Origin of the sequence: Kitasatospora sp. NPDC097643, from assembly GCF_040302625.1 — a bacterium.
In the GTDB taxonomy this organism is placed as follows: Bacteria; Actinomycetota; Actinomycetes; order Streptomycetales; family Streptomycetaceae; genus Kitasatospora.
In genome coordinates this window covers 240,459-266,898 of sequence record NZ_JBEOSA010000001.1, presented here as the reverse complement: position 1 = coordinate 266,898, position 26,440 = coordinate 240,459, and the positions used below count along the sequence as shown (strand labels likewise).

28 protein-coding genes are annotated in these 26,440 nt (G+C 73.8%); 17 read left to right on the top strand and 11 right to left on the bottom strand.

Annotated features, from left to right (window positions below; all coding sequences use genetic code 11):
* The first annotated feature begins 54 nt into the window (after positions 1 to 54).
* Both ilvD and ABTY15_RS01300 read left to right on the top strand, forming a co-directional pair.
* Positions 55 to 1,899, top strand: a complete 1,845-nt coding sequence (gene ilvD, locus ABTY15_RS01305) for a dihydroxy-acid dehydratase (RefSeq protein ID WP_350574282.1) — start codon at positions 55 to 57, stop codon at positions 1,897 to 1,899.
* Between the two features lie 112 nt (positions 1,900 to 2,011).
* Entirely contained in the window at positions 2,012 to 2,506 is a 495-nt protein-coding gene (locus tag ABTY15_RS01300; protein ID WP_350574281.1) for a hypothetical protein, read from the top strand.
* A gap of 6 nt (positions 2,507 to 2,512) precedes the next feature.
* Here the strand turns inward: ABTY15_RS01300 and ABTY15_RS01295 are convergent, their stop codons facing one another.
* Both ABTY15_RS01295 and ABTY15_RS01290 read right to left on the bottom strand, forming a co-directional pair.
* A complete protein-coding gene (locus ABTY15_RS01295) occupies positions 2,513 to 3,814 on the bottom strand; it encodes an SCO2583/SCO2584 N-terminal domain-containing protein (protein WP_350574279.1) in 1,302 nt (433 codons plus the stop codon).
* Between the two features lie 112 nt (positions 3,815 to 3,926).
* A complete protein-coding gene (locus ABTY15_RS01290; RefSeq protein WP_350574277.1) occupies positions 3,927 to 4,376 on the bottom strand; it encodes a hypothetical protein in 450 nt (149 codons plus the stop codon).
* 166 nt (positions 4,377 to 4,542) lie between these two features.
* On the opposite strand from ABTY15_RS01290, the gene proC reads away from it, so the two are divergent.
* A complete protein-coding gene (gene proC, locus ABTY15_RS01285; protein WP_350574275.1) occupies positions 4,543 to 5,373 on the top strand; it encodes a pyrroline-5-carboxylate reductase in 831 nt (276 codons plus the stop codon).
* 132 nt (positions 5,374 to 5,505) lie between these two features.
* Positions 5,506 to 6,708: an MFS transporter gene (locus tag ABTY15_RS01280; protein ID WP_350574273.1), complete on the top strand. Its 1,203-nt coding sequence runs from the start codon at positions 5,506 to 5,508 to the stop codon at positions 6,706 to 6,708.
* Positions 6,709 to 6,739: 31 nt separating this feature from the next.
* Here ABTY15_RS01280 and ABTY15_RS01275 read toward each other — a convergent pair whose 3' ends face one another.
* Positions 6,740 to 7,261: a hypothetical protein gene (locus ABTY15_RS01275; RefSeq protein ID WP_350574271.1), complete on the bottom strand. Its 522-nt coding sequence runs from the start codon at positions 7,259 to 7,261 to the stop codon at positions 6,740 to 6,742.
* 141 nt (positions 7,262 to 7,402) lie between these two features.
* Here ABTY15_RS01275 and ABTY15_RS01270 point away from each other — a divergent pair, with 141 nt between their 5' ends.
* The 5 genes from ABTY15_RS01270 to ABTY15_RS01250 all read left to right on the top strand — a co-directional run bounded on the left by ABTY15_RS01270 (position 7,403) and on the right by ABTY15_RS01250 (position 11,602).
* Entirely contained in the window at positions 7,403 to 8,599 is a 1,197-nt protein-coding gene (locus tag ABTY15_RS01270) for an acetoin utilization protein AcuC (RefSeq protein ID WP_350574269.1), read from the top strand.
* Positions 8,600 to 8,825: 226 nt separating this feature from the next.
* Positions 8,826 to 9,035: a helix-turn-helix domain-containing protein gene (locus ABTY15_RS01265; RefSeq protein ID WP_148644250.1), complete on the top strand. Its 210-nt coding sequence runs from the start codon at positions 8,826 to 8,828 to the stop codon at positions 9,033 to 9,035.
* A gap of 172 nt (positions 9,036 to 9,207) precedes the next feature.
* The gene (locus ABTY15_RS01260) at positions 9,208 to 9,324 is read left to right on the top strand and encodes a 30S ribosomal protein bS22 (protein ID WP_425311139.1); all 117 of its coding nucleotides are present in this window, start codon (positions 9,208 to 9,210) and stop codon (positions 9,322 to 9,324) included.
* A 147-nt stretch (positions 9,325 to 9,471) separates the two neighbouring features.
* On the top strand, positions 9,472 to 10,587 hold the full coding sequence (locus tag ABTY15_RS01255) for an NAD-dependent epimerase/dehydratase family protein (RefSeq protein ID WP_350574576.1): 1,116 nt from the start codon (positions 9,472 to 9,474) through the stop codon (positions 10,585 to 10,587).
* Between the two features lie 7 nt (positions 10,588 to 10,594).
* Positions 10,595 to 11,602, top strand: coding sequence for a lysophospholipid acyltransferase family protein (locus tag ABTY15_RS01250; RefSeq protein WP_350574268.1), 1,008 nt, complete (start codon positions 10,595 to 10,597; stop codon positions 11,600 to 11,602).
* A gap of 149 nt (positions 11,603 to 11,751) precedes the next feature.
* Here the strand turns inward: ABTY15_RS01250 and ABTY15_RS01245 are convergent, their stop codons facing one another.
* The 3 genes from ABTY15_RS01245 to ABTY15_RS01235 all read right to left on the bottom strand — a co-directional run bounded on the left by ABTY15_RS01245 (position 11,752) and on the right by ABTY15_RS01235 (position 15,830).
* Positions 11,752 to 13,074 (bottom strand): DUF5667 domain-containing protein, encoded by a 1,323-nt coding sequence (locus ABTY15_RS01245; protein ID WP_350574267.1) that lies wholly within the window; start codon positions 13,072 to 13,074, stop codon positions 11,752 to 11,754.
* Between the two features lie 270 nt (positions 13,075 to 13,344).
* Positions 13,345 to 14,172, bottom strand: a complete 828-nt coding sequence (locus ABTY15_RS01240; protein WP_502893401.1) for an ECF subfamily RNA polymerase sigma factor, BldN family — start codon at positions 14,170 to 14,172, stop codon at positions 13,345 to 13,347.
* A gap of 572 nt (positions 14,173 to 14,744) precedes the next feature.
* On the bottom strand, positions 14,745 to 15,830 hold the full coding sequence (locus ABTY15_RS01235; protein WP_350574263.1) for an HAD family hydrolase: 1,086 nt from the start codon (positions 15,828 to 15,830) through the stop codon (positions 14,745 to 14,747).
* Positions 15,831 to 15,939: 109 nt separating this feature from the next.
* On the opposite strand from ABTY15_RS01235, the gene ABTY15_RS01230 reads away from it, so the two are divergent.
* The 7 genes from ABTY15_RS01230 to hemB all read left to right on the top strand — a co-directional run bounded on the left by ABTY15_RS01230 (position 15,940) and on the right by hemB (position 23,268).
* Positions 15,940 to 16,215 (top strand): glutaredoxin family protein, encoded by a 276-nt coding sequence (locus ABTY15_RS01230; protein WP_350574261.1) that lies wholly within the window; start codon positions 15,940 to 15,942, stop codon positions 16,213 to 16,215.
* A gap of 231 nt (positions 16,216 to 16,446) precedes the next feature.
* Complete coding sequence (locus ABTY15_RS01225) at positions 16,447 to 17,133, top strand: 3'-5' exonuclease (RefSeq protein ID WP_350574259.1); 687 nt, start codon at positions 16,447 to 16,449, stop codon at positions 17,131 to 17,133.
* A 101-nt stretch (positions 17,134 to 17,234) separates the two neighbouring features.
* Positions 17,235 to 18,137, top strand: coding sequence for a redox-sensing transcriptional repressor Rex (locus tag ABTY15_RS01220; RefSeq protein ID WP_350574258.1), 903 nt, complete (start codon positions 17,235 to 17,237; stop codon positions 18,135 to 18,137).
* A 25-nt stretch (positions 18,138 to 18,162) separates the two neighbouring features.
* The gene (locus tag ABTY15_RS01215; protein WP_350574256.1) at positions 18,163 to 19,503 is read left to right on the top strand and encodes a glutamyl-tRNA reductase; all 1,341 of its coding nucleotides are present in this window, start codon (positions 18,163 to 18,165) and stop codon (positions 19,501 to 19,503) included.
* A 41-nt stretch (positions 19,504 to 19,544) separates the two neighbouring features.
* Positions 19,545 to 20,555: a hydroxymethylbilane synthase gene (gene hemC, locus ABTY15_RS01210; protein WP_350574255.1), complete on the top strand. Its 1,011-nt coding sequence runs from the start codon at positions 19,545 to 19,547 to the stop codon at positions 20,553 to 20,555.
* A complete protein-coding gene (locus tag ABTY15_RS01205) occupies positions 20,552 to 22,219 on the top strand; it encodes a bifunctional uroporphyrinogen-III C-methyltransferase/uroporphyrinogen-III synthase (protein WP_350574254.1) in 1,668 nt (555 codons plus the stop codon). Before hemC ends, ABTY15_RS01205 begins: the two co-directional genes overlap by 4 nt.
* 68 nt (positions 22,220 to 22,287) lie before the next feature.
* Complete coding sequence (gene hemB / locus ABTY15_RS01200; protein WP_350574253.1) at positions 22,288 to 23,268, top strand: porphobilinogen synthase; 981 nt, start codon at positions 22,288 to 22,290, stop codon at positions 23,266 to 23,268.
* 68 nt (positions 23,269 to 23,336) lie between these two features.
* Here hemB and ABTY15_RS01195 read toward each other — a convergent pair whose 3' ends face one another.
* The 3 genes from ABTY15_RS01195 to ABTY15_RS01185 all read right to left on the bottom strand — a co-directional run bounded on the left by ABTY15_RS01195 (position 23,337) and on the right by ABTY15_RS01185 (position 24,585).
* A complete protein-coding gene (locus ABTY15_RS01195; protein WP_350574251.1) occupies positions 23,337 to 23,600 on the bottom strand; it encodes a hypothetical protein in 264 nt (87 codons plus the stop codon).
* A 219-nt stretch (positions 23,601 to 23,819) separates the two neighbouring features.
* Positions 23,820 to 24,164, bottom strand: a complete 345-nt coding sequence (locus tag ABTY15_RS01190; protein ID WP_329929037.1) for a rodlet layer protein — start codon at positions 24,162 to 24,164, stop codon at positions 23,820 to 23,822.
* A 76-nt stretch (positions 24,165 to 24,240) separates the two neighbouring features.
* Complete coding sequence (locus tag ABTY15_RS01185) at positions 24,241 to 24,585, bottom strand: rodlet layer protein (RefSeq protein ID WP_350574249.1); 345 nt, start codon at positions 24,583 to 24,585, stop codon at positions 24,241 to 24,243.
* A 299-nt stretch (positions 24,586 to 24,884) separates the two neighbouring features.
* Here ABTY15_RS01185 and ABTY15_RS01180 point away from each other — a divergent pair, with 299 nt between their 5' ends.
* The gene (locus ABTY15_RS01180) at positions 24,885 to 25,541 is read left to right on the top strand and encodes a hypothetical protein (protein ID WP_350574247.1); all 657 of its coding nucleotides are present in this window, start codon (positions 24,885 to 24,887) and stop codon (positions 25,539 to 25,541) included.
* A gap of 92 nt (positions 25,542 to 25,633) precedes the next feature.
* On the opposite strand, the gene ABTY15_RS01175 is transcribed toward ABTY15_RS01180, so the two are convergent.
* Positions 25,634 to 26,014: a hypothetical protein gene (locus tag ABTY15_RS01175; protein ID WP_350574245.1), complete on the bottom strand. Its 381-nt coding sequence runs from the start codon at positions 26,012 to 26,014 to the stop codon at positions 25,634 to 25,636.
* Positions 26,015 to 26,133: 119 nt separating this feature from the next.
* Complete coding sequence (locus ABTY15_RS01170; protein WP_350574243.1) at positions 26,134 to 26,409, bottom strand: chaplin; 276 nt, start codon at positions 26,407 to 26,409, stop codon at positions 26,134 to 26,136.
* Positions 26,410 to 26,440: the final 31 nt, after the last annotated feature.

The following is a 26,440-nucleotide window of genomic DNA, read 5'->3' as shown; positions in this document are numbered from 1 at the left end:
CGCACCTCCCACCAGCGGCGGGGCGCCGGCGAGAGCCCGAAGGAGTGGAGCACAGTGCCCGAGCTGAGGTCCCGTACGGTCACCCACGGTCGCAACATGGCAGGCGCCCGGGCGCTTCTCCGGGCCGCCGGCGTAGCCCGCGAGGACTTCGGCAAGCCGATCATCGCGGTCGCCAACTCCTTCACCGAGTTCGTCCCCGGCCACACCCATCTCCAGCCCGTGGGCCGGATCGTCTCCGAGGCGATCAAGCAGGCGGGCGGCATCCCGCGCGAGTTCAACACCATCGCGGTCGACGACGGCATCGCGATGGGCCACGGCGGCATGCTCTACTCGCTGCCCTCGCGCGACCTGATCGCCGACTCGGTCGAGTACATGGTCAACGCGCACTGCGCCGACGCGCTGATCTGCATCTCCAACTGCGACAAGATCACCCCGGGCATGCTGATGGCCGCGCTGCGCCTCAACATCCCGACCGTCTTCGTCTCCGGCGGCCCGATGGAGGCCGGCAAGGCCACCCTGGTCGACGGCACCGTGCGCAAGCTCGACCTGGTCGACGCGATCTCCCAGGCGGTCAACGAGAACGTCTCCGACGAGGACATCGCGATCATCGAGGAGAACGCCTGTCCGACCTGCGGGTCCTGCTCCGGCATGTTCACCGCGAACTCGATGAACTGCCTCACCGAGGCCATCGGCCTCTCGCTGCCCGGCAACGGCTCCGTCCTGGCCACCCACACCGCCCGCCGCGCCCTGTACGAGAAGGCCGGGCGGACCGTCGTCGAGATCACCAACCGGCACTACGGCCAGGACGACGCCTCGGTGCTGCCCCGGGCCATCGCCACCCGCGCCGCCTTCGAGAACGCCATGGCCCTCGACATCGCCATGGGCGGCTCGACCAACACCATCCTGCACCTGCTCGCCGCCGCCCAGGAGGCCGAGCTGGACTTCGACCAGCGGGCGATCGACGCCGTCTCGCGCAAGGTGCCCTGCCTGTCCAAGGTCGCGCCCAACGGCTCGTACTACATGGAGGACGTGCACCGGGCCGGCGGCATCCCCGCCATCCTCGGCGAGCTGTACCGCGGCGGGCTGCTCAACGAGGACGTCCACACCGTGCACGCCGACTCGCTCGCCGAGTGGCTCAAGACCTGGGACGTCCGCGGCGGTTCGCCGTCCGCCGAGGCCGTCGAACTGTGGCACGCGGCGCCCGGCTGCAAGCGCTCCGCGGAGGCCTTCTCGCAGTCCGAGCGCTGGGAGTCGCTGGACACCGACGCCGCCAAGGGCTGCATCCGCAGCGTCGAGCACGCCTACTCCGTCGAGGGCGGCCTCGCCGTGCTGTACGGCAACCTCGCCGAGGACGGCTGCATCGTGAAGACCGCCGGCGTCGACGAGTCCATCTGGACCTTCAGCGGCCCGGCCGTGGTCGTCGAGTCCCAGGAGGACGCCGTCGACGCGATCCTCGCCAAGCGGGTCAAGGAGGGCGACGTCGTCGTCATCCGCTACGAGGGCCCCAAGGGCGGTCCGGGCATGCAGGAAATGCTGTACCCGACCTCCTTCCTCAAGGGCCGCGGCCTCGGCAAGGCCTGCGCGCTGGTCACCGACGGCCGCTTCTCCGGCGGCACCTCCGGCCTGTCCATCGGCCACGCCTCCCCGGAGGCCGCCTCCGGCGGCACCATCGCCCTCGTCGAGGACGGCGACACCATCGCCATCGACATCCCCGGCCGGAAGATCTCCCTGGAGGTCCCCGCCGAGGTGCTGGACGAGCGGCGCCGCGCCCTGGAAGCCGCGGGCGGGTACAAGCCGAAGAACCGCGAGCGCCAGGTCAGCCAGGCACTGCGCGCGTACGCGGCGATGGCCACCTCCGCCGACAAGGGCGCCGTCCGGGACGTCACCAAGCTCGGCTGAGCCACGGCAGTACGCGGAGGAGCCGTCCCGGCCTGCGGGACGGCTCCTCCGGCGCTTTCCCCAGCCGGGCGACGGCCGGACGGTCATCGACAGCCGGGTGATAATCGACGACGTGAGCGAGCAGCCCCCCACCCCCGCCCCCAAGCCCGCCGGCACCCCCGAGCCGGAGCCGATCCGCTGGTTCGGCACCAGCTGGCTGAACCGGGACAACGGCTACTGGCTGCGCCGCGTCCTCGTCCCGGTCGGCGCCCTGGCCACCGCCGCGGCCGCCGCGTTCGTGCTGCGGCTCGGCGTCGAGGGCGTCGCCCTCTCCGACAGCGGCGGCTTCCTCAACGGCTTGCTCACCGTCGCCGTCGCGATCTGCTCGGTGATGGCCGCGCTGCGCACCTGGAAGGTGCTCGCCGAGGGCAAGGACCAGCTGACCGGCTGGATGACCGAGGACCGGTCGCTCGGCGCCGTCTGGATCATCGGCGGCATCGGCGCCCTGCTCGCCTACTTCGTCCGCAGCCTCACCGAGGCCCCCGGCGAGGCGGCCAAGCGCGCCTCGTACGACCGTGCGGTCGCCCAGCACACGAAGCGCCAGGCGGCCCGCAAGCGCAAGCGCTGACCGGGGTCAGCTGCGGCTGATCGTGCCGCACGAGCCCTGAGGGCTGTTCGGCGGCAGCGGATCCCGGCCGTAGGGGTCGCGGGCCGGTCCGGTCGGATCCGGCCGGACCGGCACGAACTGGTCGAACTGCGGGTGCAGGTAGCCGTCGTTGGTGCCACAGGCGCTGTTCCCGAACTGGTTCCTGGCGTCGGCGATGACGGTCTTGTGGGGGTCGACGTGGAACCGCTTCGGGTCGTAGAAGCGGAAGGCCTCGGCCCGCCGGACGATCGTTCGCGTCGTCCAGGTGTCACCGGGCACGTCGGCGGCCGTCAGTGCCACGGGCCGCGGCGCCGCGGTGTCCGGGGCCGACGACTGGGGTGCGGCCGGTTTCGGGGAGGCCGCCCGCTTCGCGGCTTCCGGACCGGGGCGCAGCGCATAGACGTAGGTGACGTCGGTGTGCACCAGAACCCCGTTGGCTCCGTCGCCCTCGTACGTCATCTTCCCCTGCACCTTGACGATGTCGGAGACCGGGATCGCTTCGAGTGGATCGAAGCGGGTGAACCAGGCCGTGGCATCCGCCCGCTCCGAGGGGTTGGTCACCGTCGACTCGACAACGGCGCGCGCCTTTGCGTCCAGCAGGGCCAGCGCGGCGTCCGGCCGACCACCCGAGACCGTCCGGGGATCGAGGTTCGCGGCCGCCACGTAGTCCTTGACCACCTGAAGCTGCGCGGCCACCTCCTCGGCGCTGAACACGCCGGTGGCCTGCACGTCCGTCGGCAGCTCGATGCCCGCCACGCCCGACGCCCAGTTCTCCGCGGGGGATCCCGCCCACGGGTGGTCCACGGTCGGCCGTTGCTCGTCGGAGGAGGCCGTCACCGGACCCGGGGCGGCCGAGGAGCCCTCGCCGTACTGGTCCTGGTACCAGCTGCGCAGCCCCTCCAGGTTCAGGGCGGCGAGCAGCACGGCGATGGTGATCGCGACGAACAGCGGGGCGCGCCACTCCACGCGGCGGCGGGGGCGGGGGTTGCCCCAGGGGTCGACGGGCCGCGGCTTGGGCTTGCGGCCGAGTCGGGCGAGGCGGCCCCGCTTCGGCTGCGGGCCGTCGTTGACCGAGCGGCGGCCGCCCGGGTCGACCGGCGGGGTGACCTTCCACCGGGCGGCCAGCATGCGGGTGCGCCCGGTCTGTTCCTTGATGGTGGCGCCCCGGACGAACTCCTCGTCCAGGACGAGGTCTGCGAACGGGTCCTTCCCGCCCGCCCCGGACGGGTCGGACCCGCCCGGCTCGCGGCCCTCGGCGGGGCGTGGTTCCGGATCTTCGGCTATCGGCATCGCGCCAGTATGCCGAGGGGGTGTGACGGTTCTTCGATCGGGGGCACACCATGCGGTGAACTCGTGTGCCCGGCGCGAAGGATGACGTCGATCCACCCAGGCATGAGGGTTTTCAGCCCTTGCCGCGGGCCTGCTTCACCGACCCCACCACGCCGGCGACGGCCAGCAGGATGCCGGCCGGCAGCAGCGAGAGGAAGAGCGCGCCGAACAGGCTCGCGTCGCCGAGGAAGAGCTGCGCCAGGGTGTTCAGCACCAGCAGTCCGCCGGCCGCCGGGAGGGCGGACTGCCACGGGTGGGCGTCCGCCCAGCGGCGCAGCCGTCGGTCGGCGGTGTCGCGGCGCAGTTGCCCGCCGAGGGTGCCGACCAGGAAGAAGAAGAACAGGGCCCAGCCGGCCGGTCCGGCCAGCATGCTCAGCGACCAGTCCCCGGAGACCGCCTCGATCCCCAGGGCCGTCGCCCCCACCACCGCACCGACCCCCGCGGCGGTCCGCCACGGGCCCACGGTCGCCGAGGCGACGGCGAGCTGCCGGTTCTCTCGTCGGGACATGTCGTCGTGTGCCATAGCTCCACGGTGCGCCTGTGACGGGCCCGAAACCATAGGGGAGAACCCCGAGTTTTCTCCCTAGGGAGCAGCGGGCGGGCCCGGGGGCGGACCACGGGGTGGACGGTCCCGGCGGGGGCCTGCGTGCGGTGCGAGGATGGCCGCAGTACCGAGGTTAGGAGCGGCCATGGGCGCCAGCAGCGCAGCACGCGGACAGAAGATCGCCTTCCTGGGCACCGGCAAGATCGGCGAGGCCCTGCTCTCCGGGCTGCTGCGGGCGGGCAAGGACCCGGCGGACGTGCTGGTGACGGCCCGCCGTCCGGAGCGCGCCGACGAACTCGCCCGCCGGTACGGCGTGGTGGCGGTGAGCAACACCGAGGCCGCGAAGCTCGCCGACACCCTGATCCTCGCGGTGAAGCCGCAGGACATGGGCACCCTGCTGGAGGAGCTGGCCCCGCACGTCAGCCCGGACCGGCTGGTGATCTCGGCCGCGGCCGGCATCCCGACCGGGTGGTTCGAGGAGCGGCTGGCGGCCGGCACCCCGGTGGTCCGGGTGATGCCCAACACGCCCGTCCTGGTGGACGAGGGGATGAGCGTGATCTCCGGGGGCTCGCACGCCACCGAGGAGCACCTGGTGCGGGCCGAGGAGATCTTCAGCTCGGTCGGCAAGGCGCTGCGGCTGCCCGAGGCGCAGCAGGACGCGGCGACCGCGCTCTCCGGCTCCGGCCCGGCCTACTTCTACTTCCTGGTCGAGGCGATGACCGACGCCGGCATCCTGCTGGGCCTGCCGCGGCAGGTGGCGCACGACCTGATCGTGCAGTCCGCGATCGGCGCCTCGGTGATGCTGCGGGATTCCGGCGAGCACCCGGTGAAGCTGCGCGAGGCGGTCACCTCGCCGGCCGGTACGACCATCGCGGCGATCCGCGAGCTGGAGAACCACGGGGTGCGCGCGGCGCTGCTGGGCGCCCTGGAGGCCGCCCGGGACCGCTCCCGGGAGCTGGCCTCCGGAGGGAAGTGACCAAGCCGGGGTGACCGGTCGCGGTCACCGCCGCACCGGCCGCAGGAACTGCTGCGCGACCCCTCCCGCAACCGGCGCCCACCGCCTACGCTCTCGCCAACATCGTCGTACCGGCCAGTAGCGAGGTTCCCCATGAGTGCCGCGCCACCCGCGATCCCGCCCGGCCTGCGCGCCGGGCGGGCCGCGCTCGCCGTCAGCTTCCTGCTCCAGGGCGCCACCTTCGCCCTGCTGGTCACCTGCATCCCGGAGATCCAGCACCGGTACGGGCTGAGCGACGGCCTGCTGCCGGTCTTCCTGGCCGCTGTGCCGATCCTGGCCGGGGTCGGCTCGATCGCCTCCGAGCGGGTGGTGCGGCGCACCGGCGCGCGGGCCGTGCTGCGGGTGGTCCAGCCGGCCGTCTGCCTGAGTCTGGCGGGTGCCGGGCTCGGTGACGCGCTCTGGCAACTCGGGCTCGCACTGGGCGCGTTCGGGCTGCTGGTGGGTGCGCTGGACGCCAGCATGAACATGCTCGGGGTGGGGCTTCAGCACCGCTACGGTCGCTCGATCATGATCGGCTTCCATGCCGCGTTCAGCGGCGGCGCCATCCTCGGCGCGGCCGTCGCGGGCCTCGGCTCGCACTACGACCTCGGGCTGCCGGTGCTGTTCGGCACTGCCGCCGCGGTGGTCGCCCCGCTGGCCGTGCTGACCGGGACCCGCTTCCCCGGAGCGGCCGAACTCGGCGACGCCGTCCGGGAGGCCGCCGAGGCCGCCGCCCGGTCCGTCCCCTGGCGGCCGCTGCTGCCGCTCTGCCTGGCGATGGCCTTCGCGTACATCGCGGACGCCTCGGTCTCCAACTACAGCGTCAAGTACCTCACCGACGGGCTGGGCAGCCCCGAGGACGTGGCCAAGCTCTCCTACCTCGGCTACATGGTCGCGATGCTGCTCGGCCGGGCGCTGGGCGACCGCGCGGTACAGCGCTGGGGCGCCGTCCCGGTGGTACGGGGCGGGGCCGCGCTGGCCGCGCTCGGCTTCGCGGTGGCGGCGGCCGCCCCGGCGGCCTGGGCGGGCATCGCCGGGTTCACCGTGCTGGGCCTGGGCATCTGCGCGATCATCCCGCAGGTGTTCGCGGCCGGCGGCCGGCTCTTCCCGGACGGCTCGGACGCCGCGGTGGCCCGGCTCAACCTGTTCAACTACGTGGGTTTCCTGGTCGGTTCGCCGCTGGTCGGCGCGATCGCGGACGCGAGCTCGTACCGGTGGGCGCTGCTGGCGCCGATGCTGCTGGTGCTCGCGGTGCTGCCGCTGGCCGAGCGGTTCGCCCCGGCGCCGGTGGCCGCGCCCGCCCCCGCCGTGGCGTGACGGCGGGGGCGGACGCGGCCGGGTCGTGGGGTCAGCCGATCAGGGTCTGGAGCTCGGGCAGGCCGTTGGCCCAGAGCTGGTCGCGGGTGAAGGTCGGGGCGCCGGCGGGGCCGTACTCGACGTAGACGTACGGGGCCCAGTTCAGGGTGTACTGCCCGGTCCAGGCCGGGGTGGAGGTGATCTGGACGGTGACCGTGACGGTGCGGGTGGCGCCCGGCGTGATCGGCGCCGTGAAGTGGAAGGCCGCGTTGTTGCCGCCGTACGTGCAGTCCGTGCTGTCGCCGCCACAGCCGACGACGGTGAACGCGCCGTTCTGCTGGTTCGCCGGCCAGATGGGCTGGATGAACTCGTAGGCGAAGGAGATGTCGGTGGTCTCGGTGTTGGTCAGGGACAGTGTCAGGGTCAGCTGGTCACCCGGTAGCGCCGTCGCCTTGTTGACGGCGAACGAGGTGCCACCGACGTCCGCGGAGGCCGGCTGGGCGGCAAAGAAGACGCCAAATCCCAGTAATGCAGCGAGAATTACCCCAAGGCGTTGCACGCTGAATGGCTTCATGGCGGAGAGGATAGGGAACCGTGAAGGTTCTGTCTGCACCGCGATTTTCGGACACCGCCCGGCCCGCGGGCACCGCCTGACCCACCGGCCCGGCGCGCCCTGGCGGCGGCCCGGCCACCGCCACCCGCTACGGTTTGGGCCATGCCCGAAGCCGAGCGTGACACCTCCTGCGGCCTGCACCTCTTCTGGGACGAGGCCGTCACCGCGTACGACTTCGGCCCCGGCCACCCGATGGACCCGACCCGGCTGGCGCTCACCATGCGCCTGGTCGAGGCACTCGGGCTGACCACCGGGCCCGGCGTGACCCTCCGGGCCGCGCCGCCGGCCGGCGAGTCCACCCTGGAGCTGGTGCACACCCGCGAGTACGTCGAGGCGGTCAAGCACGCCGCCGCCCACCCCGAGCTGTCGGACCCCCGGCACGGGCTCGGCACCGACGACAACTGGTCCTTCCCGGCCGTCCACTCGGCCTCCGCGCTGATCGCCGGCCAGTCCGTGGCCGCCGCGGAGGCGGTCTGGCGCGGCGAGACCCCGCACGCGGTGAACTTCGCCGGCGGGCTGCACCACGCGATGCCGGGCAAGGCCTCCGGCTTCTGCGTCTACAACGACCCCGCGCTGGCGATCGCCCGGCTGCTCGAACTCGGCGCCGAGCGGGTCGCCTACGTCGACGTGGACGTCCACCACGGCGACGGCGTCCAGCAGGCCTTCTGGGACGACCCCCGGGTGCTCACCGTCTCCCTGCACGAGCACCCCGCCACGCTGTTCCCGCAGACCGGCTGGCCCACCGAGACCGGCGGCCCGGCCGCCCCCGGCAGCGCCGCCAACCTGGCGCTGCCGGCCGGCACCGGCGACGCCGGGTGGCTGCGCGCCTTCCACGCCCTGGTGCCCGAGCTGCTCGACGCCTTCCGCCCGCAGGTCCTGGTCACCCAGCACGGCGCCGACACCCACCTGGAGGACCCGCTCGCCCACCTCGCGGTCACCGTGGACGCCCAGCGGATGGTCGCCGAGGCGCTGCACGAACTGGCCCACCGGCACGCCGGCGGCCGCTGGATCGCCACCGGCGGGGGCGGCTACGCGGTGGTCGACGTCGTCCCGCGCACCTGGACCCACCTGGTCGCCACCGCCGCCGGGCGGCCCGTCGACCCGGCCACCGAGACCCCCGAACCCTGGCGCGCCGAGGTCTACCGCCGCACCCGCCGGCCCGCCCCGCTGCGGATGACCGACGGCGCCCGCCCGGTCTGGCGCGACTTCGAGGCGGGTTACGATCCGGCCGACCGGCTCGATCAGGCCATCCTCGCCGCCCGCCGTGCGGTGTTCCCCCACCACGGCCTCCTGGCCTGAGGACCGGCCCCCGACCGCCGCCGGGCGGGCCGGTGCGTACGGCCGCTCCTACGATCCGTCGAGCGACTACGTACTGCAACAGTCCTATCTCTCACCGTACGAGGACTGCTCTTCCCCTCTTCCCACTGGTACCACCCATAACTACTCTGGGGATACACGTGTGCCGGTGGAGTCACCGGAGGGGAAGCCGGTGCCTTGCACACGGGTTAAGGGTCGGGTGATGGTCATGAGTTCCGGCGAACGCCCCCTTCAGGAAGTCGTCTTCCTGACCGTGGCGGAGGTGGCCGCGGTCATGCGGGTGTCCAAGATGACGGTGTACCGCCTGGTGCACAGCGGAGAGCTGCCGGCCATCCGGGTCGGACGGTCCTTCCGGGTGCCCCAGCAGGCGGTGCACGAGTACCTCAAGGAGTCCTACGTGCGGCTCGAGAGCGCGTAGCACCGGGGCGGCGGTGGCGGGGGCCGCGACGCGCGGACCCCGCCCCGTTCGCCCCGGATTTCCCACGAGTTTCCCGGTATCGGGGAGCACGATTACGGCCCTGGCCTCCTGGACGGTAGGCTAGCCCTCCGTCAGTCGTATCGGACTCCGTCTCTCACGGGCGAGAGTCTCAGTGAGCGAGGGTTGTTCCGTGGGCTCTGTCATCAAGAAGCGTCGCAAGCGTATGGCCAAGAAGAAGCACCGCAAGCTTCTGAAGCGCACTCGCGTTCAGCGTCGCAACAAGAAGTAAGCGTCCCAGGCCGCGCCCAGCGCGCCCGACGCTTCCACCGCCCGCCCCGGCCGTTCGGCCCGGGCGGGCGGTGTCGTTTCACGGCGGCCCGTCCCGGCGCGGTACGGTGCACGCAGACGCACCCTCGCCGGATTGGAGTACCGCACCGTGGGCATGGTCGTGCTCGTCACCGGCGTGGCGCGGCACCTGGGTGCCCGCTTCGTCGCCGAGGTCCGCCGCCGTCCGGGTGTCGACCTGGTCGTCGGCGTGGACGTGCAGCCGCCGCGGCTCCCGGTCGAGGAGCCGGCCGGGCCGGCCGCCCCGTACCGCTTCCACCAGCTGGACCTGCGCCGCCCGGCGGTCGCCCGGGTGATCGCCGAGCACCGGGTCGACACCGTGGTGCATCTCAACGTCAGCGCCACCGGCCTGGGCTCCACCAACCGTTCCGCGGTCAAGGAGTCCAACGTCATCGGCACCATGCAGCTGCTCGGCGCCTGCCAGAAGGCGCCCGGGGTGCGCCGGCTGGTGGTCAAGTCGACCACCGGCGTGTACGGTTCGGCGCCCCGCGACCCGGCGGTGTTCAGCGAGCGGATGCAGCCCAAGACCCCGCCCGGCGGCGGCTTCGCCAAGGACGCCGCGGAGGTCGAGGGCTACGTCCGCGGCTTCGCCCGGCGCCGCCCGGACGTCGCGGTGACGGTGCTGCGCTTCGCCAACATCGTCGGCCCGGGCGCGGACACCCCGCTCAGCGAGTACTTCGCGCTGCCGGTGCTGCCGACCGTGCTCGGCTACGACCCGCGGCTGCAGTTCGTGCACGAGGACGACGCCGTCGCGGTGCTCTGCCGGGCCGCCGGCGAGGCCGAGCCGGGCACCGTCAACACCGGCACCTTCAACGTGGCCGGGGAGGGCGTCCTGCTGCTCTCCCAGTGCGCCCGCCGGCTCGGCCGCCCCACCCTGCCGCTGCTGCTGCCCGCGGTCAGCTGGATGGCCGGGCTGGCCCGGCAGACCCGGCTGGTGGACGTCTCGTCGGAGCAGCTGCGGCTGCTCACCCACGGCCGGGTGGTGGACACCACGCGGCTGCGCGAGACCTTCGGCTACCGGCCGGCGTTCACCACTCCGCAGGCCTTCGCCGACTTCGCCGCCGCCCAGGGCCCGGGCCTGCTGCCGCCCGAGCGGCTGGCCGCCGTCACGGACCGGCTGACCGCCCTGCTCGGGCCGGAGCGGCAGGGTGCCGAGCCGGGTGCCGCGCCGGCCCGTACCGACCGCCCCCGCCGACCGAGGAGCTGAACCCGCGATGAGTGCCACAGCCGAGAACGCGCCGGGCGAGGCCAAGGTCATCCCGATCGAGTCCGCCCCGAGCTGGACCTCGCCGGACCACCCCGGCCTGGCCGACCGGCTCGCCGACGCCGTCGGCGGGGCGCTGTCCGGGCAGCTCGGCCCGGCGGCCACCCGGCTGTTCGGCAAGGGCTGGGAGGGCCGGGCCGCCGAGGGGCTGGGGTTCCTGCGCCGCCGGATCACCGGCGACTACGAGGTGGACGAGTTCGGCTTCGACCGCGAGCTCACCGAGGGGGTGCTGCTCTCGCTGCTGCGCCCGCTGGCCGAGAAGTACTTCCGGATCGAGGTGCGCGGGGTCGAGCACATCCCGGCCGAGGGCGGCGCGCTGATCGTGGCCAACCACTCGGGGACGATCCCGCTGGACGCCCTGATGACCCAGGTCGCCATCCACGACCACCACCCGGGCCACCGGCACCTGCGGATGCTCGCCGCCGACCTGGTGTTCGTGCTGCCGGGGATCAACGAAGTGGCCCGCAAGGCCGGGCACACGCTGGCCTGCAACGAGGACGCCCAGGCGCTGCTGGAGCGCGGCGAGGTGGTCGGGGTCTGGCCGGAGGGCTTCAAGGGCATCGGCAAGCCGTTCGCCGAGCGGTACAAGCTCCAGCGGTTCGGGCGCGGCGGGTTCGTCTCCTCGGCGCTGCGGGCGCGGGTGCCGATCGTGCCCTGTTCGATCGTCGGGGCGGAGGAGACGTACCCGATGATCGGCAACGTGAAGACGCTGGCGCGGCTGCTGGGCCTGCCGTACGTGCCGATCACGCCGACCTTCCCGTGGCTGGGGCCGCTGGGGGTGCTGCCGCTGCCGACCAAGTGGACCATCCAGTTCGGTGAGCCGATCGCCACGGACGGGTACCCGGTGGAGGCGGCGGACGATCCGATGCTGGTCTTCGACCTGGCGGACGAGGTGCGCGAGACCATCCAGCACACCCTCTACACGCTGCTGGTGCAGCGGCGTTCGGTGTTCTTCTAGCGGGGTTCCGGACGACATCGCCCCGGACGACATCGCCCCGGACGACATCGCCCCGGACGACATCGCCCCGGGCGACATCGCACCGGACGACGGAGGGCCCCGGCGGTGATCCGCCGGGGCCCTCCGCGCTGCCGCGCCCTCGTGCGCCGTCAGCCGCCGAGGATCCGCAGACCGGGCAGCAGGCCCGGGATCAGCGGGGGCACCTCGACGCCCTGCTGCGGGCCGCCGGTGACCGCGCTGGGCGAGCCGGACGGCTGCGGCGCCGGCTGCGGCGGGGCCGGGTCGGCGCTCGGCGAGGGCTTGGTGCCGGTGAGCCCGCTGGTGAGGTCGCCGACCAGCCCGTTGACCGGGTCGGGCACGCCGCTGGGCAGGGTGCTCGGCAGGCCGCCGCCCTTGGCACCGCTGCCGCCGGGGGTGCTGGCGCCGGAGCTGGCCGGGGCGCGCTCGGTGCCGCCGGGCCGGCTGGTGCCGCCGCCGGCGGAGCCGGTGCCGCCGCCCTGGGCCGGGGTGGTGCCCGGTTCGGGGCGGGCGCCGGTGGCCGGGGTGTCGGCGGGCGTTCCGCCGGTGGCCGGGCCGCTGGTGTCGCCGCCCGCTCCGGTGCCGGCCGGGCCGCCGCTCTTGGCGGGGGGCTGGGCCAGGCGCAGGGGCGCGACGTCTTCGCTTATGTCGTCGAAGAGCTGGTTCACCAGGTGGGCCTGCTGGGTGAGTTGGACCGGCAGCCGGCCCTCCAGCTCGGTCCAGCGGCCGTCCTCGTCGTGGGCGAAGCCGGCCAGGGCGCGCATCGGGTCGAGCGAGCCGTTGCTGCGGTAGACCGAGCGGAGCAGCTCGCGGCCCTTGATGGCGTCGGCGTGCATGTCGTCCAGGGCGCGGCGGACCTGTTCGACGGTGCCCGGGCTGAGCGAGCCGGCCTGGTCGGTGCGGCCGACCAGGGTCTTGGCCTCACCGAGCCGGGTGGCGGCGTTGTCGAGCAGCAGTTCGCCGCGCTCGGAGTCGGAGTCCGCGAGGTCGAGCCGGAGCCCTTCGAGGCCGCGCTTCATGCCGTACAGCGTGTCCCCGGGAAGGGCGTTGGAGCTGGCGGCGGCGGCCCCGGCGAGGCTGCCGACGGCGAGCCCGGCGACCAGTCCGCCGATGACGAACCGGCGGCTCCAGCGGCCGCGTGGCGCCGTCCGGATCGCCCGGTGGCGGCGTTGGCGGGGGACCGCGGCGCCCGGTCCGCCGGCGAAGGCCTGCTCGAAGGCGGCCATCAGTTGGGCGCGTTGGACGGTCCGGACCTCCCGGTCCAGCGCCGGTCCGGGCAGCGCGCCCAGCGAGTCGGTCAGACCGACCAGTTCGGCCAGTGCGGCCGAACCGGAGCCGGTGGCAGCGGTGTTGGCCGATTCGGCGGTGGCCGCGCCGCGTTGTTCCGCCTGGTGGACCTCCAGCGCCTCGGCGAAGGCCTTCGCCCGTCGGTGTTCCAGCACGTTTGCCGTCACGGGCCACACCTCCCTTCGTCGTTGTCGACACCCCGGCCTGCCGGACGGTTGCCTCGGCGGGCCAAAGCCACTCCATCGGGTGACAGGTCACAATTCGGCTTGACCGTACGCCTGGTGGGGGCTTGCACGCTGGCCAACGAGTGGTGCGGGCGGTCGGTTACGCACGGCTGATCATCGGACCGACCGTTCACCCGGACGTGTCGGTCGGGCGCCGCCGGTGACGGCCGGCCGGGCCGTCGGGCGGCTATCCCCTCCCCGGTCACGGCCGCCTCACCGCGCGTCGGGCGGGAGCAGCCGGGCCAGGGTGCGGACGGCGCGGTACTGCAGGGTCTTGATGGCGCCCTCGTTCTTGCCCATGATCCGCGCGGTCTCGGCCACCGAGAGCCCCTGGAGGAAGCGGAGCGTGACGCACTCCTGCTGCTGGGGGTTGAGCCGGCGCACCGCGTCCAGCAGGGCGGCGTTGGAGAGCGACTCCAGCACCGACTCCTCCGGGCTGCGCTCGCACTCGTTGGAGTCGAGCATCTCGCCGGTGGTGACCTCCAGCCGGAAGCGGCTGGACTTGAAGTGGTCGGCGACCAGGTTGCGGGCGATGGTCACCAGCCAGGCGCCGAAGTCCCGGCCCTGCCAGGTGAAGGTGCCGATCCGGCGCAGCGCACGCAGGAAGGTCTCGCTGGTGAGGTCCTCGGCGGTGGCCCGGCTGCCGACCCGGTAGTAGATGTAGCGGTAGACGGTGTCCGCGTAGTGGTCGTAGAGCCGGCCGAAGGCCTCGCTCTCGCCGGCCTGGGCCCGCTCGACCAGTTCCATGATCGGGTTGTGCTCGGTCTCGTACCCGGGGCTGGGCGCGGTGCGGGTGCGGCTGCGGCCGACGCCGGTGGTGCCGGTGCGGCCGCGCGAGCCGGTGCCGGTGCCGGTGGAGCCGGCGGCGGTGGTGCGCAGGGCCAGGCCGGGGGCGTGCGGGTGGCCGAACGGCGCACCGGCGGGCACGAGTTGGGGCGAGGCGGCGAGCTGGCTGCGGAGCAGGCTGCGCAGCAGCTCCAGGCCGGTGGAGATCTGCCGGTCGGTGACCGGGCGGCCGCGGAGACCGGTGTGGGGGCGCAGGGGCGCGGACGACGGGCGGGAGGGTGCAGGCGCGTCGTTCCGGACGGGTGGGTACACGGGACTCCCAGAGGCAGAACTGTGGACGGATCACCTCCGCCTGCGCGGAGAGCACGCCAACGCTGCCCGGTCGAGCGGGGCGCGTGGGTGACGTGCATCCAGGAGAGAATAACGCTTTGTGCAATGACAGCTACACCGTGTGGTCGAAGTGGTCGCTTGGGATCCATTTGGCGCGCATATTCGGCTGACAATGACCGGAGCTGTCGCCGTTCATCCGGCCCAACGTGACCGGTTGAGCGCCCAGGGTGACCAATTCGGCGGTGTGCCGGGCGGTTTCCCAGCCTTGCGGCTTGGTAACCCCTGACTTTCCCGGCCTGGCGAACGATCAGAACCGGTCACCGGCAGGCAAGTTCGGTCGGTTCAGCCGGACGGCGGTACGGCGGGCGGGAGTTCGCCCGTACGAGGGGCCAGGTCAGAGCCCTGGTTGACGGCTGGTCACCCGTGCAGGGGAGCCCGTCCGAAGGGGGCCGCGGGAGGCCCGGCAGGCCCGGAACGGGCGGATCCGGCAGTCGGATTCAGGAGCAGCGCCGACGGCGGTGCAGCGCCACTCCGGCTGCCGCCGCGCCCGCGAGCACCCCGACCGCGGCGGCCGCCGGCAGCCCGACCCGGGCCGCCTTCCGCCCGGTCCGGAAGTCCCGCACCCGCCAGCCCTGGGCCCGCGCGTGCCGGCGCAGCGCGCCGTCCGGGTTCACCACGTACGGGTGGCCGACCAGCGAGAGCATCGGGATGTCGTTGGCCGAGTCGCTGTACGCGGCGCAGCGGTCCAGGTCCAGCCGCTCGCGCCGGGCCAGCGCGCTCACCGCGGCGGCCTTGGCCGGGCCGTGCAGCAGCTCGCCGACCAGCCGGCCGGTGTACCGGCCGTCCTCGGCCTCGGCGACGGTGCCCAGGGCGCCGGTCATGCCGAGCCGTCGGGCGATCACCCGGGCCACCTCCAGCGGGGCGGCGGTGACCAGCCAGACCCGCTGGCCGGCGTCCTGGTGCATCCGGACCAGGGCGCGGGTGCCGGGCCAGATCTTGTCGGTGACGACCTGCTCGAAGATCTCCTCGCAGATCGCCTCCAGGTCGGCGGTCGGCTTGCCCGCGACCAGGCCGAGCGCGGTGTGCTGCGCGTCCGAGATGTGGTCCGGGTCCTCGGCGCCGTGCAGCCGGAACCAGGCCTGCTGCCAGGCGAAGCGGGCGATGTCCCGGCGGGTGAGGAAGCCGCGCCGGTAGAGGCCGACGCCGAGGTAGAAGATCGCGGCGCCGCGCAGGATGGTGTTGTCGCAGTCGAAGAAGGCGGCGGCGCGGGGGTCGTCCGGCTCGGGGGTGTGGTTCCCGGCGGGCGCCTTGGGGGCCTTCCCGGGCTTGCCGGCGGCCGGCGCGGCGGTGGCGGTTCCAGCGGCGCCGGCAGCGGCGTCGGTGTCGACATCGGTGTCGACGGAGGCGGGGGCGGAGGCGGAGGCGGAGGCGAGGGTGGAGCCGGAGGTGGAGACGGCGACGGTGTCCGGGCCCGGCTCGGCGCGCAGCGCGGCCTCCGCCGCCTCGGCCGCGGCCTCGCCCGCCAGGGCGGTCCGCTCGGTGGTGGAACGCCTTGCCTGGGTGAGCCTTCGGAGCACGGCCATGTCATCGAGCATAGCCAGCCGGTCGCGGAGCGGCCGTGACGGCGGCGTGCCCAGGCGGTGAACACCGGGCGCGGGACCCGGTCCGCCGAGCCGGGTCCACAATGGCGAGGTGAGCCCACTGCTGCGACGCAAGAACCCGAAGCCGGCGGACCGTACCGTGACGCTGGTCGGCAAGCCCGGCTGCCACCTGTGCGACGAGGCCCGCGAGGTGATCGTCCGGGTCGCGGGGGAGCTGGGCGCGACCTTCGAGGAGAAGGACATCACCCAGGACGAGGAGCTGTACCGCCGCTACTGGGAGCAGATCCCGGTGACCCTGATCGACGGCCGCCAGCACGACTTCTGGCGGGTCGACGAGCGCCGCCTGCGCACCGCCCTGGGCGCCTGACCGGCCGTCGCGGCACCCTCACCGCCCCCGCCACTCGGCGGGGGCGGTTCGCCGAATCGTTGCCAAAGACACTCCTTTCCGGCGTCGGTCCGGGCCCGTTGGTCGGCTTACGATCGAACGCGTTTGCGCCCGTGGGGGGCTGAGCACGCGAGGAGTGCCATGCTTCCCGGTCCGCCCCCTGGGCCGCCCGAAGCCCCGCCCGTAGCCCCGGACGGGGCCGGTGGCTTCGCCGTGGTCGACGTGGAGGCGACCGGCCGCAGCCCGTGGCGGCACCGGGTGGTCGAGATCGCGGTGGTGCTGCTGGACGGGGCGTTGCGCCCGGAGGCGGAGTTCGCCACCCTGCTCGATCCGCTGGGCCCGGTCGGCCCGACCCACGTCCACCGGATACACCAGACGGACGTCGAGGGCGCCCCGCGCTTCCGCGAGATCGCGCCGAGGCTGCTGGAGCTGCTGGCCGGCCGGGTGCTGGTGGGGCACCACGTGAGCTGTGACCACGCCTTCCTGGATCGCGAGTTCGCCCGGATCGGGGTGCCGATGCCGCCCGTCCCGCAGCTGTGCACCATGCGGCTGGCCCGGGCGCACCTGCCGCAGGCTCGCGGGTACGGCCTGGCGGCGTGCGTGGAGGCGGCCGGTCTGGGCTGGTACCCGGCGCACACCGCGCTGGGCGACGCCCGGGTGACCGCCGAGCTGCTGCGGCACTGCGTGGGGGTGCCGTCCTGCCCGCCGGACGACTGGGCGGTCCCGCTGCGGGAGGCGGCCCGGGTGCCGTGGCCGAGGCTGGGCCGGGCCCGTACCCGCCCCTCCGGCATGCCCGTCCCGCTGGTGCGCCGGGAGGTGCTGTACGGCCCCTGGCCGCCGGGCGGGCAGCCCCCGGCCGTGGTGGTGTCGGAGCCCGGTGCTATGGGGTCGACGGCGTGATGCGCATCACTGTGCGGGGACAAATCGGACACCATCTTTGTGCACACGTTCACAAACGCATAGCCTGGCTGCCTAAGCCCAGCTTCACCCACAGGAGCACCGTGGCAATCGGCCGATCACCACAGAGCAGTTCGCAGACGCCCGAGCAGGGCGCCGCGCGCCGACCCTCGCGTGCCCGGGGCATCCCGGAGGCGACCGTCGCCCGCCTCCCCCTCTACCTGCGGGCGCTCACCGCGCTCTCCGAGCGCTCGGTGCCGACCGTCTCCTCCGAGGAGCTGGCCGCCGCGGCCGGCGTGAACTCGGCCAAGCTGCGCAAGGACTTCTCCTACCTGGGCTCCTACGGCACCCGCGGCGTCGGCTACGACGTCGAGTACCTCGTCTACCAGATCTCCCGCGAACTCGGCCTGACCCAGGACTGGCCGGTCGTCATCGTCGGCATCGGGAACCTCGGGCACGCCCTCGCCAACTACGGCGGCTTCGCCTCCCGCGGCTTCCGGGTGGCCGCCCTGCTGGACGCCGACCCGAACGTGGTCGGCACCAGCGCGGCCGGCCTGCCGGTGCGGCACATGGACGAGCTGGAGTCGATCGTCGAGAGCCAGCACGTCTCCATCGGCGTGATCACCACCCCGCCCGGCGCCGCCCAGCAGGTCTGCGACCGGCTGGTGGAGGCCGGTGTCACCAGCATCCTCAACTTCGCCCCGACCGTGCTGACCGTCCCGGACGGCGTGGACGTGCGCAAGGTGGACCTCTCCATCGAGCTGCAGATCCTGGCCTTCCACGAGCAGCGCAAGGCCGGCGAGGAGCCGGACGACCGCACCGAGTCGATGCTGGACCGCGCCCCGGGCCCGGTCCGGGCGGCGGCCGCCAAGCTGCGCCGCGCGGCCGGCGGCAGCGGCAAGGGCCGCGGCACCGCCGAGGCCGCGGCCAAGGACCAGGCCGAGCCGGCCAAGGGCAAGTCCGCCAAGGGCGGCGAGGGCGATCTGTCCGCGGTGATGCCCGCATGACTACCGTGAACTGTGGGGGGCGGGCATGAGTCTTCTCGTCGTTGGGCTGAGCCACCGCACGGCTCCGGTCGGCGTGCTGGAGCGCGCCGCCCTGACCGGCGACGTGCCGACCCGGCTGCTGCACGACGCGGCGGCCACCGCGACCGTCGCCGAGGCCGCGCTGCTGAACACCTGCAACCGGATCGAGCTGTACGCGGACGTGGACAAGTTCCACGCCGGCGTCGCCGAGCTGTCGCTGCTGCTGGCCCACCACAGCGGGGTGGACCTGGAGGAGCTGACTTCCCACCTGTACGTCCACTACGAGGACCGCGCCGTCCACCACCTGTTCTCGGTGGCCTGCGGCCTGGACTCGATGGTCGTCGGCGAGGGCCAGATCCTCGGCCAGCTGCGGGACGCCCTGGCCAAGGCCCAGGAGGAGCACACCGCCGGGCGCGGCCTGAACGAGCTGTTCCAGCAGGCGCTGCGGGTCGGCAAGCGGGCGCACAGCGAGACCGGCATCGACAAGGCGGGCCAGTCGCTGGTGACCTTCGGCCTGGAGCAGGTCGCGGCCGGTGCGGGCGAGATCGCCGGCAAGCGGGCCCTGGTGGTCGGCGCGGGCTCGATGAGCTCGCTGGCCGCCGCCACCCTGGTCCGGGTCGGCGTCACCGACCTGCTGATCGCCAACCGGACGCCCGAGCGCGCCGAGCGGCTGGTCGAGATCCTCGGCGGCGATGTCGCCCGGACCCTCGACCTGGTCAAGGTGCCGCAGGCGCTGGCCGACGTCGACCTGGTGATCTCCTGCACCGGCGCGGCCGGCGTGGTGATCAAGGCCGAGGACGTCGCCGCCGCGGTCGCCTCCCGCACCGCGCCGACCCCGCTCGCCCTGCTCGACCTGGCGATGCCGCGCGACGTCGACCACGCCGTGCACGAGCTGCCCGGCGCCCTGCTGGTCGACCTGGAGAGCCTGTCCCACGCGCACGCCGCCACCCCCGGCGCCGGGGACGTGGACGAGGTCACCCGGATCGTCGCGGACGAGGTGACCGCGTTCGGCGCCGCCCAGCGGGCCGCCCGGATCGCGCCGACCGTGGTCGCGCTGCGGGCGATGGCCTCCGACGTGGTCGCCGCCGAACTGGGCCGGCTGGACTCCCGGCTGCCCGATCTGGACGAGCGCTCCCGCGCCGAGATCAGCCAGACCGTCCGCCGCGTCGTCGACAAGCTGCTGCACGCCCCGACCGTCCGGGTCAAGCAGCTGGCCGCCGAGCCCGGCGGCGCCTCCTACGCGGACGCCCTGCGCGAGCTGTTCGACCTCGACCCGGCTGCCGTGCACGCCGTGTCGGGCACGCCCGTCGGCGGCCGGCCCCAGCCCTCGGGCGGGGGCACCAGATGAACCGTCAGCCATCCCACGAGTACCACCGGGACGATCACCCCATGAATGGTCAACCGATCACGGAGCAGGCCCCGACCGCCACCACGGCCCTGCGCCTCGGCACCCGCCGCAGCGCGCTCGCCATGGCCCAGTCGGGCATGGTGGCACGCGAGGTGACCCGGGTCACCGGGCGCCCCGTCGAGCTGGTCGAGATCACCACCTACGGCGACACCTCCCGCGAGGCGCTGGCACAGATCGGCGGCACCGGCGTGTTCGTCTCCGCGCTGCGGGACGCGCTGCTGGAAGGCCGGATCGACTTCGCCGTGCACTCGCTCAAGGACCTGCCCACCGCCGCGCCCGCGGGCCTGGCGCTGGCCGCCGTCCCCGAGCGCGAGGACGTCCGGGACGCCCTGGTCGCGGCCGAGGGCCTGACCCTCGACGAGCTGGTGGAGAAGCTGGCCGGCGCCGGCCGGGCGGCCCGGATCGGCACCGGCTCGCCGCGCCGGATGGCGCAGCTGAACGCCTGGGCCACCGCCCGGGGCGCCCAGCTGGAGACCGTCGCGATCCGCGGCAACGTGGACACCCGGATCGGCTACGTCACCAGCGGTGAGCTGGACGCCGTGGTGCTGGCCACGGCCGGCCTCAACCGGCTCGGCCGCAGCGCCGAGATCTCCCAGCACCTCGACCCCGAGCTGATGATCCCGGCCCCCGGCCAGGGCGCGCTCGCGATCGAGTGCCAGGCCGCGGACACCGCGCTGACCGCCGCGCTCGCCGCTCTCGACCACGCCCCCACAAGGGTCGCCGTGGCCGCCGAGCGCGCGCTGCTGGCCACCCTGGAGGCCGGCTGCTCGGCGCCGGTGGCCGCGCTGGCCACCTGGGGCCACCCGTACGAACTGCGGCTGGAGGGCGTGGTCGGCAACCCCGACGGCGCCGACCTGCTGAAGATGTCCGCCAACGGTCCGATCGTCCTCGACGAGACCGCCGAGCAGCAGGCGGCGGCCCTCGGCCGCGCGCTGGCCGCCCGGCTGCTCGACGCGGGCGCGGCCGCCCTGATGGGGGAGCGAGCCCGATGAGCCCCACCGCCGCCACCGACAGCCCGTACCCGGGCGACAGCCCCTTCCCGGGCGGGACGGCCGCCGCCGGCCGGTGCACCTTCCTGGGCGCGGGCCCCGGCGACCCGGGCCTGCTGACCCTGCGTGCGGTCGAGGTGCTGTCCTCGGCCGACGTCCTGGTGGCCGACCCGCTGACCGCGGCGGCCGTGCGCAGCCACTGTCCGTCGGGCGTGCAGGTGCACTCCCCGGCCGCCGAGGGCGTGGACTTCGACCTGGTCCGGCTGGTCGCCGAGGCCGTGCGGGCCGGCAAGCACGTGGTCCGCACCGTCGACGGCGACCCGGGCCTGGACGGCTGCGCCGCCGAGGAGATGCTCGGCTGCGCGGGCGACGGGATCCCGTTCGAGGTGATCCCGGGCGTCGCCCAGTCGGTCGGCGTGCCGGCGTACGCGGGCGTCCCGCTGCGCGGCGCGGCCGGTACCGACGTGCGCTTCGTCGACGGTGCCGCGCTGCTCGCGGGCAGCCCGGTGGACCTGGGCGCGCCGGAGACCACCCTGGTGGTCCGGACCACCCTGGGGCAGCTGCCGGCCACCGCGAACGCGCTGGTCGCCAACGGCCGCAAGCCGGAGTCGGCGCTCAGCGCGACGCTCTCCGGCACCACCACCCGCCAGCGGACCTTCACCTCCACCCTTTCCACCATCGCCGCCGACCTGAAGGCCGCCCGGGTGCTGCCCTCCCCGGTGTCCGCCCCGGTGGACCCGGCCACCTCGGTGATAGCCGTGGTGGGCGAGCAGGTAGCCCACCGTTCCTCGCACTCCTGGTTCGAGACCAAGCCGCTGTTCGGCTGGAACGTGCTGGTCCCGCGCACCAAGGAGCAGGCCACCGGCCTGTCCGAGCAGCTGCGCTCGTACGGTGCGGTGCCGCAGGAGGTGCCGACCATCGCGGTCGAGCCGCCGCGCACCCCGCAGCAGATGGAGCGGGCCATCAAGGGCCTGGTCACCGGTCGGTACGAGTGGATCGCCTTCACCTCGGTGAACGCGGTGCGCGCCGTCCGGGAGAAGTTCGAGGAGTACGGCCTGGACGCCCGCGCGTTCGCCGGGATCAAGGTCGCGGCGGTCGGCGAGACCACCGCGCAGGCCCTGGTGGACTTCGGCGTGAAGCCGGACCTGGTGCCCTCCGGCGAGCAGTCCGCGGCCGGTCTGCTGGAGGACTGGCCGCCGTACGACCCGGTGTTCGACCCGATCGACCGGGTGCTGCTGCCGCGCGCCGACATCGCCACCGAGACCCTGGTGGCCGGCCTGGTCGAGCTGGGCTGGGAGGTCGACGACGTGACGGCGTACCGGACGGTGCGCGCCTCGCCGCCGCCGGCCGAGACCCGCGAGGCGATCAAGGGCGGCGGCTTCGACGCGGTGCTGTTCACCTCCTCCTCGACCGTCCGGAACCTGGTCGGCATCGCCGGCAAGCCGCACAACGTGACGGTCATCGCCTGCATCGGCCCGGCCACCGCGAAGACCGCCGAGGAGCACGGCCTGCGGGTCGACGTGATGGCCCCGGCGCCGTCGGCGGCCGCGCTGGCCCAGGCCCTGGCAGACTTCGGGGCCAAGCGCCGCGACACCGCGACGGCCGCCGGCGAGCCGGTGTACCGGCCCAGCGAGCGCCGTCCGGGCTCGCGTCGCAAGGCCCGCTGAGCATCCCTGGAACCGGGGGCGGCGATCCGTCGCCCCCGGCGCTGCACAACCGTTCGGAGAGAGAAGCCGTGTCCGCTGAATTCCCGTACGTACGCCCGCGCCGGCTGCGGCAGAGCCCGGCGATGCGCCGGCTGGTCGCCGAGACCCGGCTGCACCCGGCGGAGCTGATCCTGCCGCTGTTCGTCCGCGAGGGCGTCACCGAGCCCGTCCCGGTGAGCTCGATGCCGGGCGTGGTCCAGCACACCCGGGACACCCTGCGCAAGGCCGTGGTCGAGGCGGCCGAGGCGGGTCTGGGTGGCGTCATGCTGTTCGGCGTGCCGGCGGTGCAGGACGCGATCGGCAGCGAGGGGACCAACCCGGACGGCATCCTCCAGCAGGCGATCCGGGACGTGGTCTCCGAGGTCGGCGACGCCCTGGTGGTCATGTCCGACCTGTGCCTGGACGAGTACACCGACCACGGCCACTGCGGCGTGCTGGCCGCCGACGGCAGCGTGGACAACGACGCCACCCTGGAGCGGTACGCCGAGATGGCCCGGGTCCAGGCGGACGCCGGCGTCCACCTGGTCGGCCCGTCCGGGATGATGGACGGCCAGATCGCGGTGGTCCGCCGGGCGCTGGACGAGGCCGGGCACCAGGACGTGGGCATCCTGGCCTACACCGCCAAGTACGCCTCGGCGTTCTACGGCCCGTTCCGCGAGGCGGTCGGCTCCTCGCTCAAGGGCGACCGCAAGAGCTACCAGCAGGACCCGGCGAACGCCCGCGAGGCGCTGCGCGAGCTGGAGCAGGACCTCGCCGAGGGCGCCGACCTGGTGATGGTGAAGCCGGCCATGGCCTACCTGGACATCCTGCGCCAGGTCGCCGACGCCTCCCCGGTGCCGGTCGCCGCCTACCAGGTGTCCGGGGAGTACGCGATGGTCGAGGCGGCCGCCGCGAACGGCTGGATCGACCGGGAGCGGATGGTCATGGAGACGCTCACCTCGATCCGCCGGGCCGGTGCCGGGCAGATCCTCACCTACTGGGCGCTCGAAGCGGCCGCGATGCTCAAGTAGCAGGCCCGCTCGTGCCGGAAGGCCGGGCCCTCCCCACGGGGAGCGGCCCGGCCTTCCGTCGTTCGGTCCTACCAGCCGCCGACGTGGGCGAAGCCCTCCCCGCCGCCGACCGCGTCGGTCGACGTCGCGGCGCCCCAGCCCTCGCCGCCGGCGATGACGTGCGTGGTGTGGCCGACGCCCCACCACTCGCCGGCCGCGAACACCGGGTGCGCGGAGGCGACGAACTCGCCGCCGCCCGCCAGGCCGACGTGCGCGAACGCCGGGGTGGCGACTCCCGCGAGCGCCAGCGCGGCGGTGGCGGTCAGCGCGGCCTTGGCCAGCTTGCTCTTCATGGTCCTGCCCTCTCTCTCGGAGCGCCCTGGCGGGCGCTCTGCCTGTGACACGTGATCACCTCCGGTCGACCGGGCCGGCGCCCCACGCGCCGACCCGGCGGCCGGTCACCCGGCCGGTCCGCCACTGGTGGGCGGCCTGCCGGACACCTCGTCCGCAGAGCCCGGAGGGCCCGGGGAGACGTACCTCCCCGGGCCCTCCGTCCGTGCCATGTGCCGTGATCAGCCGATCAGGTGCGAGACACCCGCGTCGCCCGAGGACTGGGTGTTCTGGCCGACGTTGCAGATCTGCTTCGGGGTGCTGTTCAGGACCGGCACCTCGACCGGAACCGCGACGCCGATGACGGCGACGGCGATGTTGTGGACCTCCGGCAGGCAGACGTTCGCGTTGTCCAGGGTGTGGAAGTTCGGGCTGCCGTTGCCGTGGGTGCCGGTCTGGTTGGTGCCGCCGTTGCCCTGGACGGAGGTGGCGGCGCCGTCCGAGTCGACGATGGCGGAAGCCGAGCCGGCGGACATCGCGATGGCGGCGGCGGCCAGGCCGGCGGCGGCGAGAGACTTCTTGATCATTTCTGGGTTTCCTCTCGGGGGTGAATCGGGGAGCGATTCGAAGGGTGGTTCAGGGGGAGTGCGGCTGGGGGGGGCGTCAGCCGACCAGGTGGGACACGCCGGCGTCGCCGTGGCTCTGGGTGCCCTGGCCCTGGGTGCAGTACTGCTTGCCACCGCTGTTGGCGACCGGGACCTCGACCGGGACGGCCACCCCGAGCACGCCGACGGCGATGTTGTGGATCTCGGGCAGGCAGACGTTCGCGTTGTCCAGGAAGTGGAAGTTCGGGCTGTTGTTGCCGACGGTGCCGGTGAAGTTGGTACCGCCGTTGCCCTCGATGGAGGCCGCGGCGCCGTCCGCGTCGCCGATGGCGGCGGCCGGCGCGGCGGCGGCGGCCAGGGCTGCGACGGCCAGGCCCGCGGCGGCGAAGGACTTCTGGATCATGGGGAGATCCCTCTCTGAAAAGCTTTTGGTTTCCGTTCGTACAACGCGTTCAACGCTCAGACCCGGTCTGCGGTCACTGACGTCCAGATCAAAGAATGACGGCACGGAAGGTTACGGGCATTTTTGAAAACAGTCCGGGAGGCGCGTCGACGGGTGGTTTCCGGTCGGATTATTAGGCCGAACCGGTTAACCGCCGCATTCCGCGCTCCCGCTCACTCGTTGCGCAGATTGCTTTCCGGCTGCGCTCCCGCAGCCGCCCCCTCAGATCTCCAGTACGGACAGGCAGAACGGTGAAAAGCATGAAGTTCTCCAAGCGGGCCGGCGCGATGCTGCTGGCGGTCGGTGCGGGCATGCTCGCCTCCCAGGGATCGGCCTCGGCCGCCCCGGTCGGCCCCGACCAGGTCGGAGCCCTGGAGGACAAGCTGGCCACCCAGCAGGTGCCGGCGGACGTGCCGCTCACCCCGCTGGGCAGTCACCTCACCGCGGGCATCCCGACCTCGCTGGTCATGCCGCCGGCGCCCGGCCGCACCACCAGCACCGAGCTGATCCCGGACAAGCTGATCCCCGAGCTGCGCACCGGCAAGGTCGGTCCGAGCGCCAAGGCCCAGCTGCCGCTGCCGCTGGTGGACCAGGGCGCCGACCTCGGTGAGGTCCTGCTGGAGGCCCCGGCCGCGCCGCTGCACGCCGACACCCCGGGCATCGGCGTCGGCAAGCCGCTCGCGCTGGTCCAGGACGGCACCGGCCAGCTGGCCGACGGCCACCTGAAGGTGGACCAGGTGGACCCGCGGCTGATCACCGGCGCCGTGCAGGCCGTCCCCGGCGCCACCGCCAGCCTGGGCAACGACGACCAGCGGATCTCGGTCACCGACAAGGTGAACGACCTGGCCACCACCGCCACCGCGACCACCACCGGCGTGGTGCAGCAGACCGGCCTCACCGACCTCACCCAGCTCTGAGCCCACCGGCTCCGGCCCGCTCCGGTCACGGCAGAGCCCGGCACCCCCGTCGCGCAGCGGGGTGCCGGGCTCACGGCCGTACGGGCCCGGGCTCAGCCCGGCAGCGCGCCGAGCACCCCGCCGACCAGCGGCAGGTCGCGGGCGCCGCCACCGGCGCTCAGCGGGCTGGTCAGCGTGCCGGTGCCGACCGGCGCCAGGCCCTGGTCGGGCTGGACGGTCGCGCCGTTGTTGAGCACGTCGGCCGAGGAGTTCGCCCACGGGTCCAGGCGCAGGTCCTTGACCGGCGCGAGGCCGTAACCGAGGCCGGAGGTCGTCCCGTTCACGGCCTGGCCGACGTCCGTCCTGGCCAGCGTGGCCGGACCGGGCCCGGCGGCCGGCTGCGGGGCGGCGGCGGCCTGCGCGGAGCCGGTGCCGAGCAGCACCGCGGCGCCCACGGCGGCGGCGAGCCCGGCCCCGCTCTTCTTCGAAACCATACGAGTCACCCTTCGGGGGATCGGGGTCCCGGTCGGCCGGCAGCCGTCCGGGGATGCCGAACTGCCCCCCGGCCGGCTGGTCGGGGGGCAGTTCGGCCGGAACGCGTGCCGATCGGGGATCAGCAGTCGTCCTCGTGCTTCGGGTGCTGCGGCAGCTCGACGTTGGCGCAGCTGTTGCCGAATGCCGGGTTCAGGGCGCCGATCAGGTTGGCGGTGTTGCCGCACAGGTTGATCGGGATGTGCACCGGGACCTGGATCTGGTTGCCCGAGACGACACCGGGGGAGCCGGCGGCCACGCCCTCGGCGCCGGAGCTGGCGGCGGCGGAGCCGGCCGCGCCGACCACCAGGCCGGCGGCGGCGGCGGAGAGGACGGCGACCTTCTTCACGTTCTGCATGGGGGTTGATCTCCTCGATCACACACGGGTG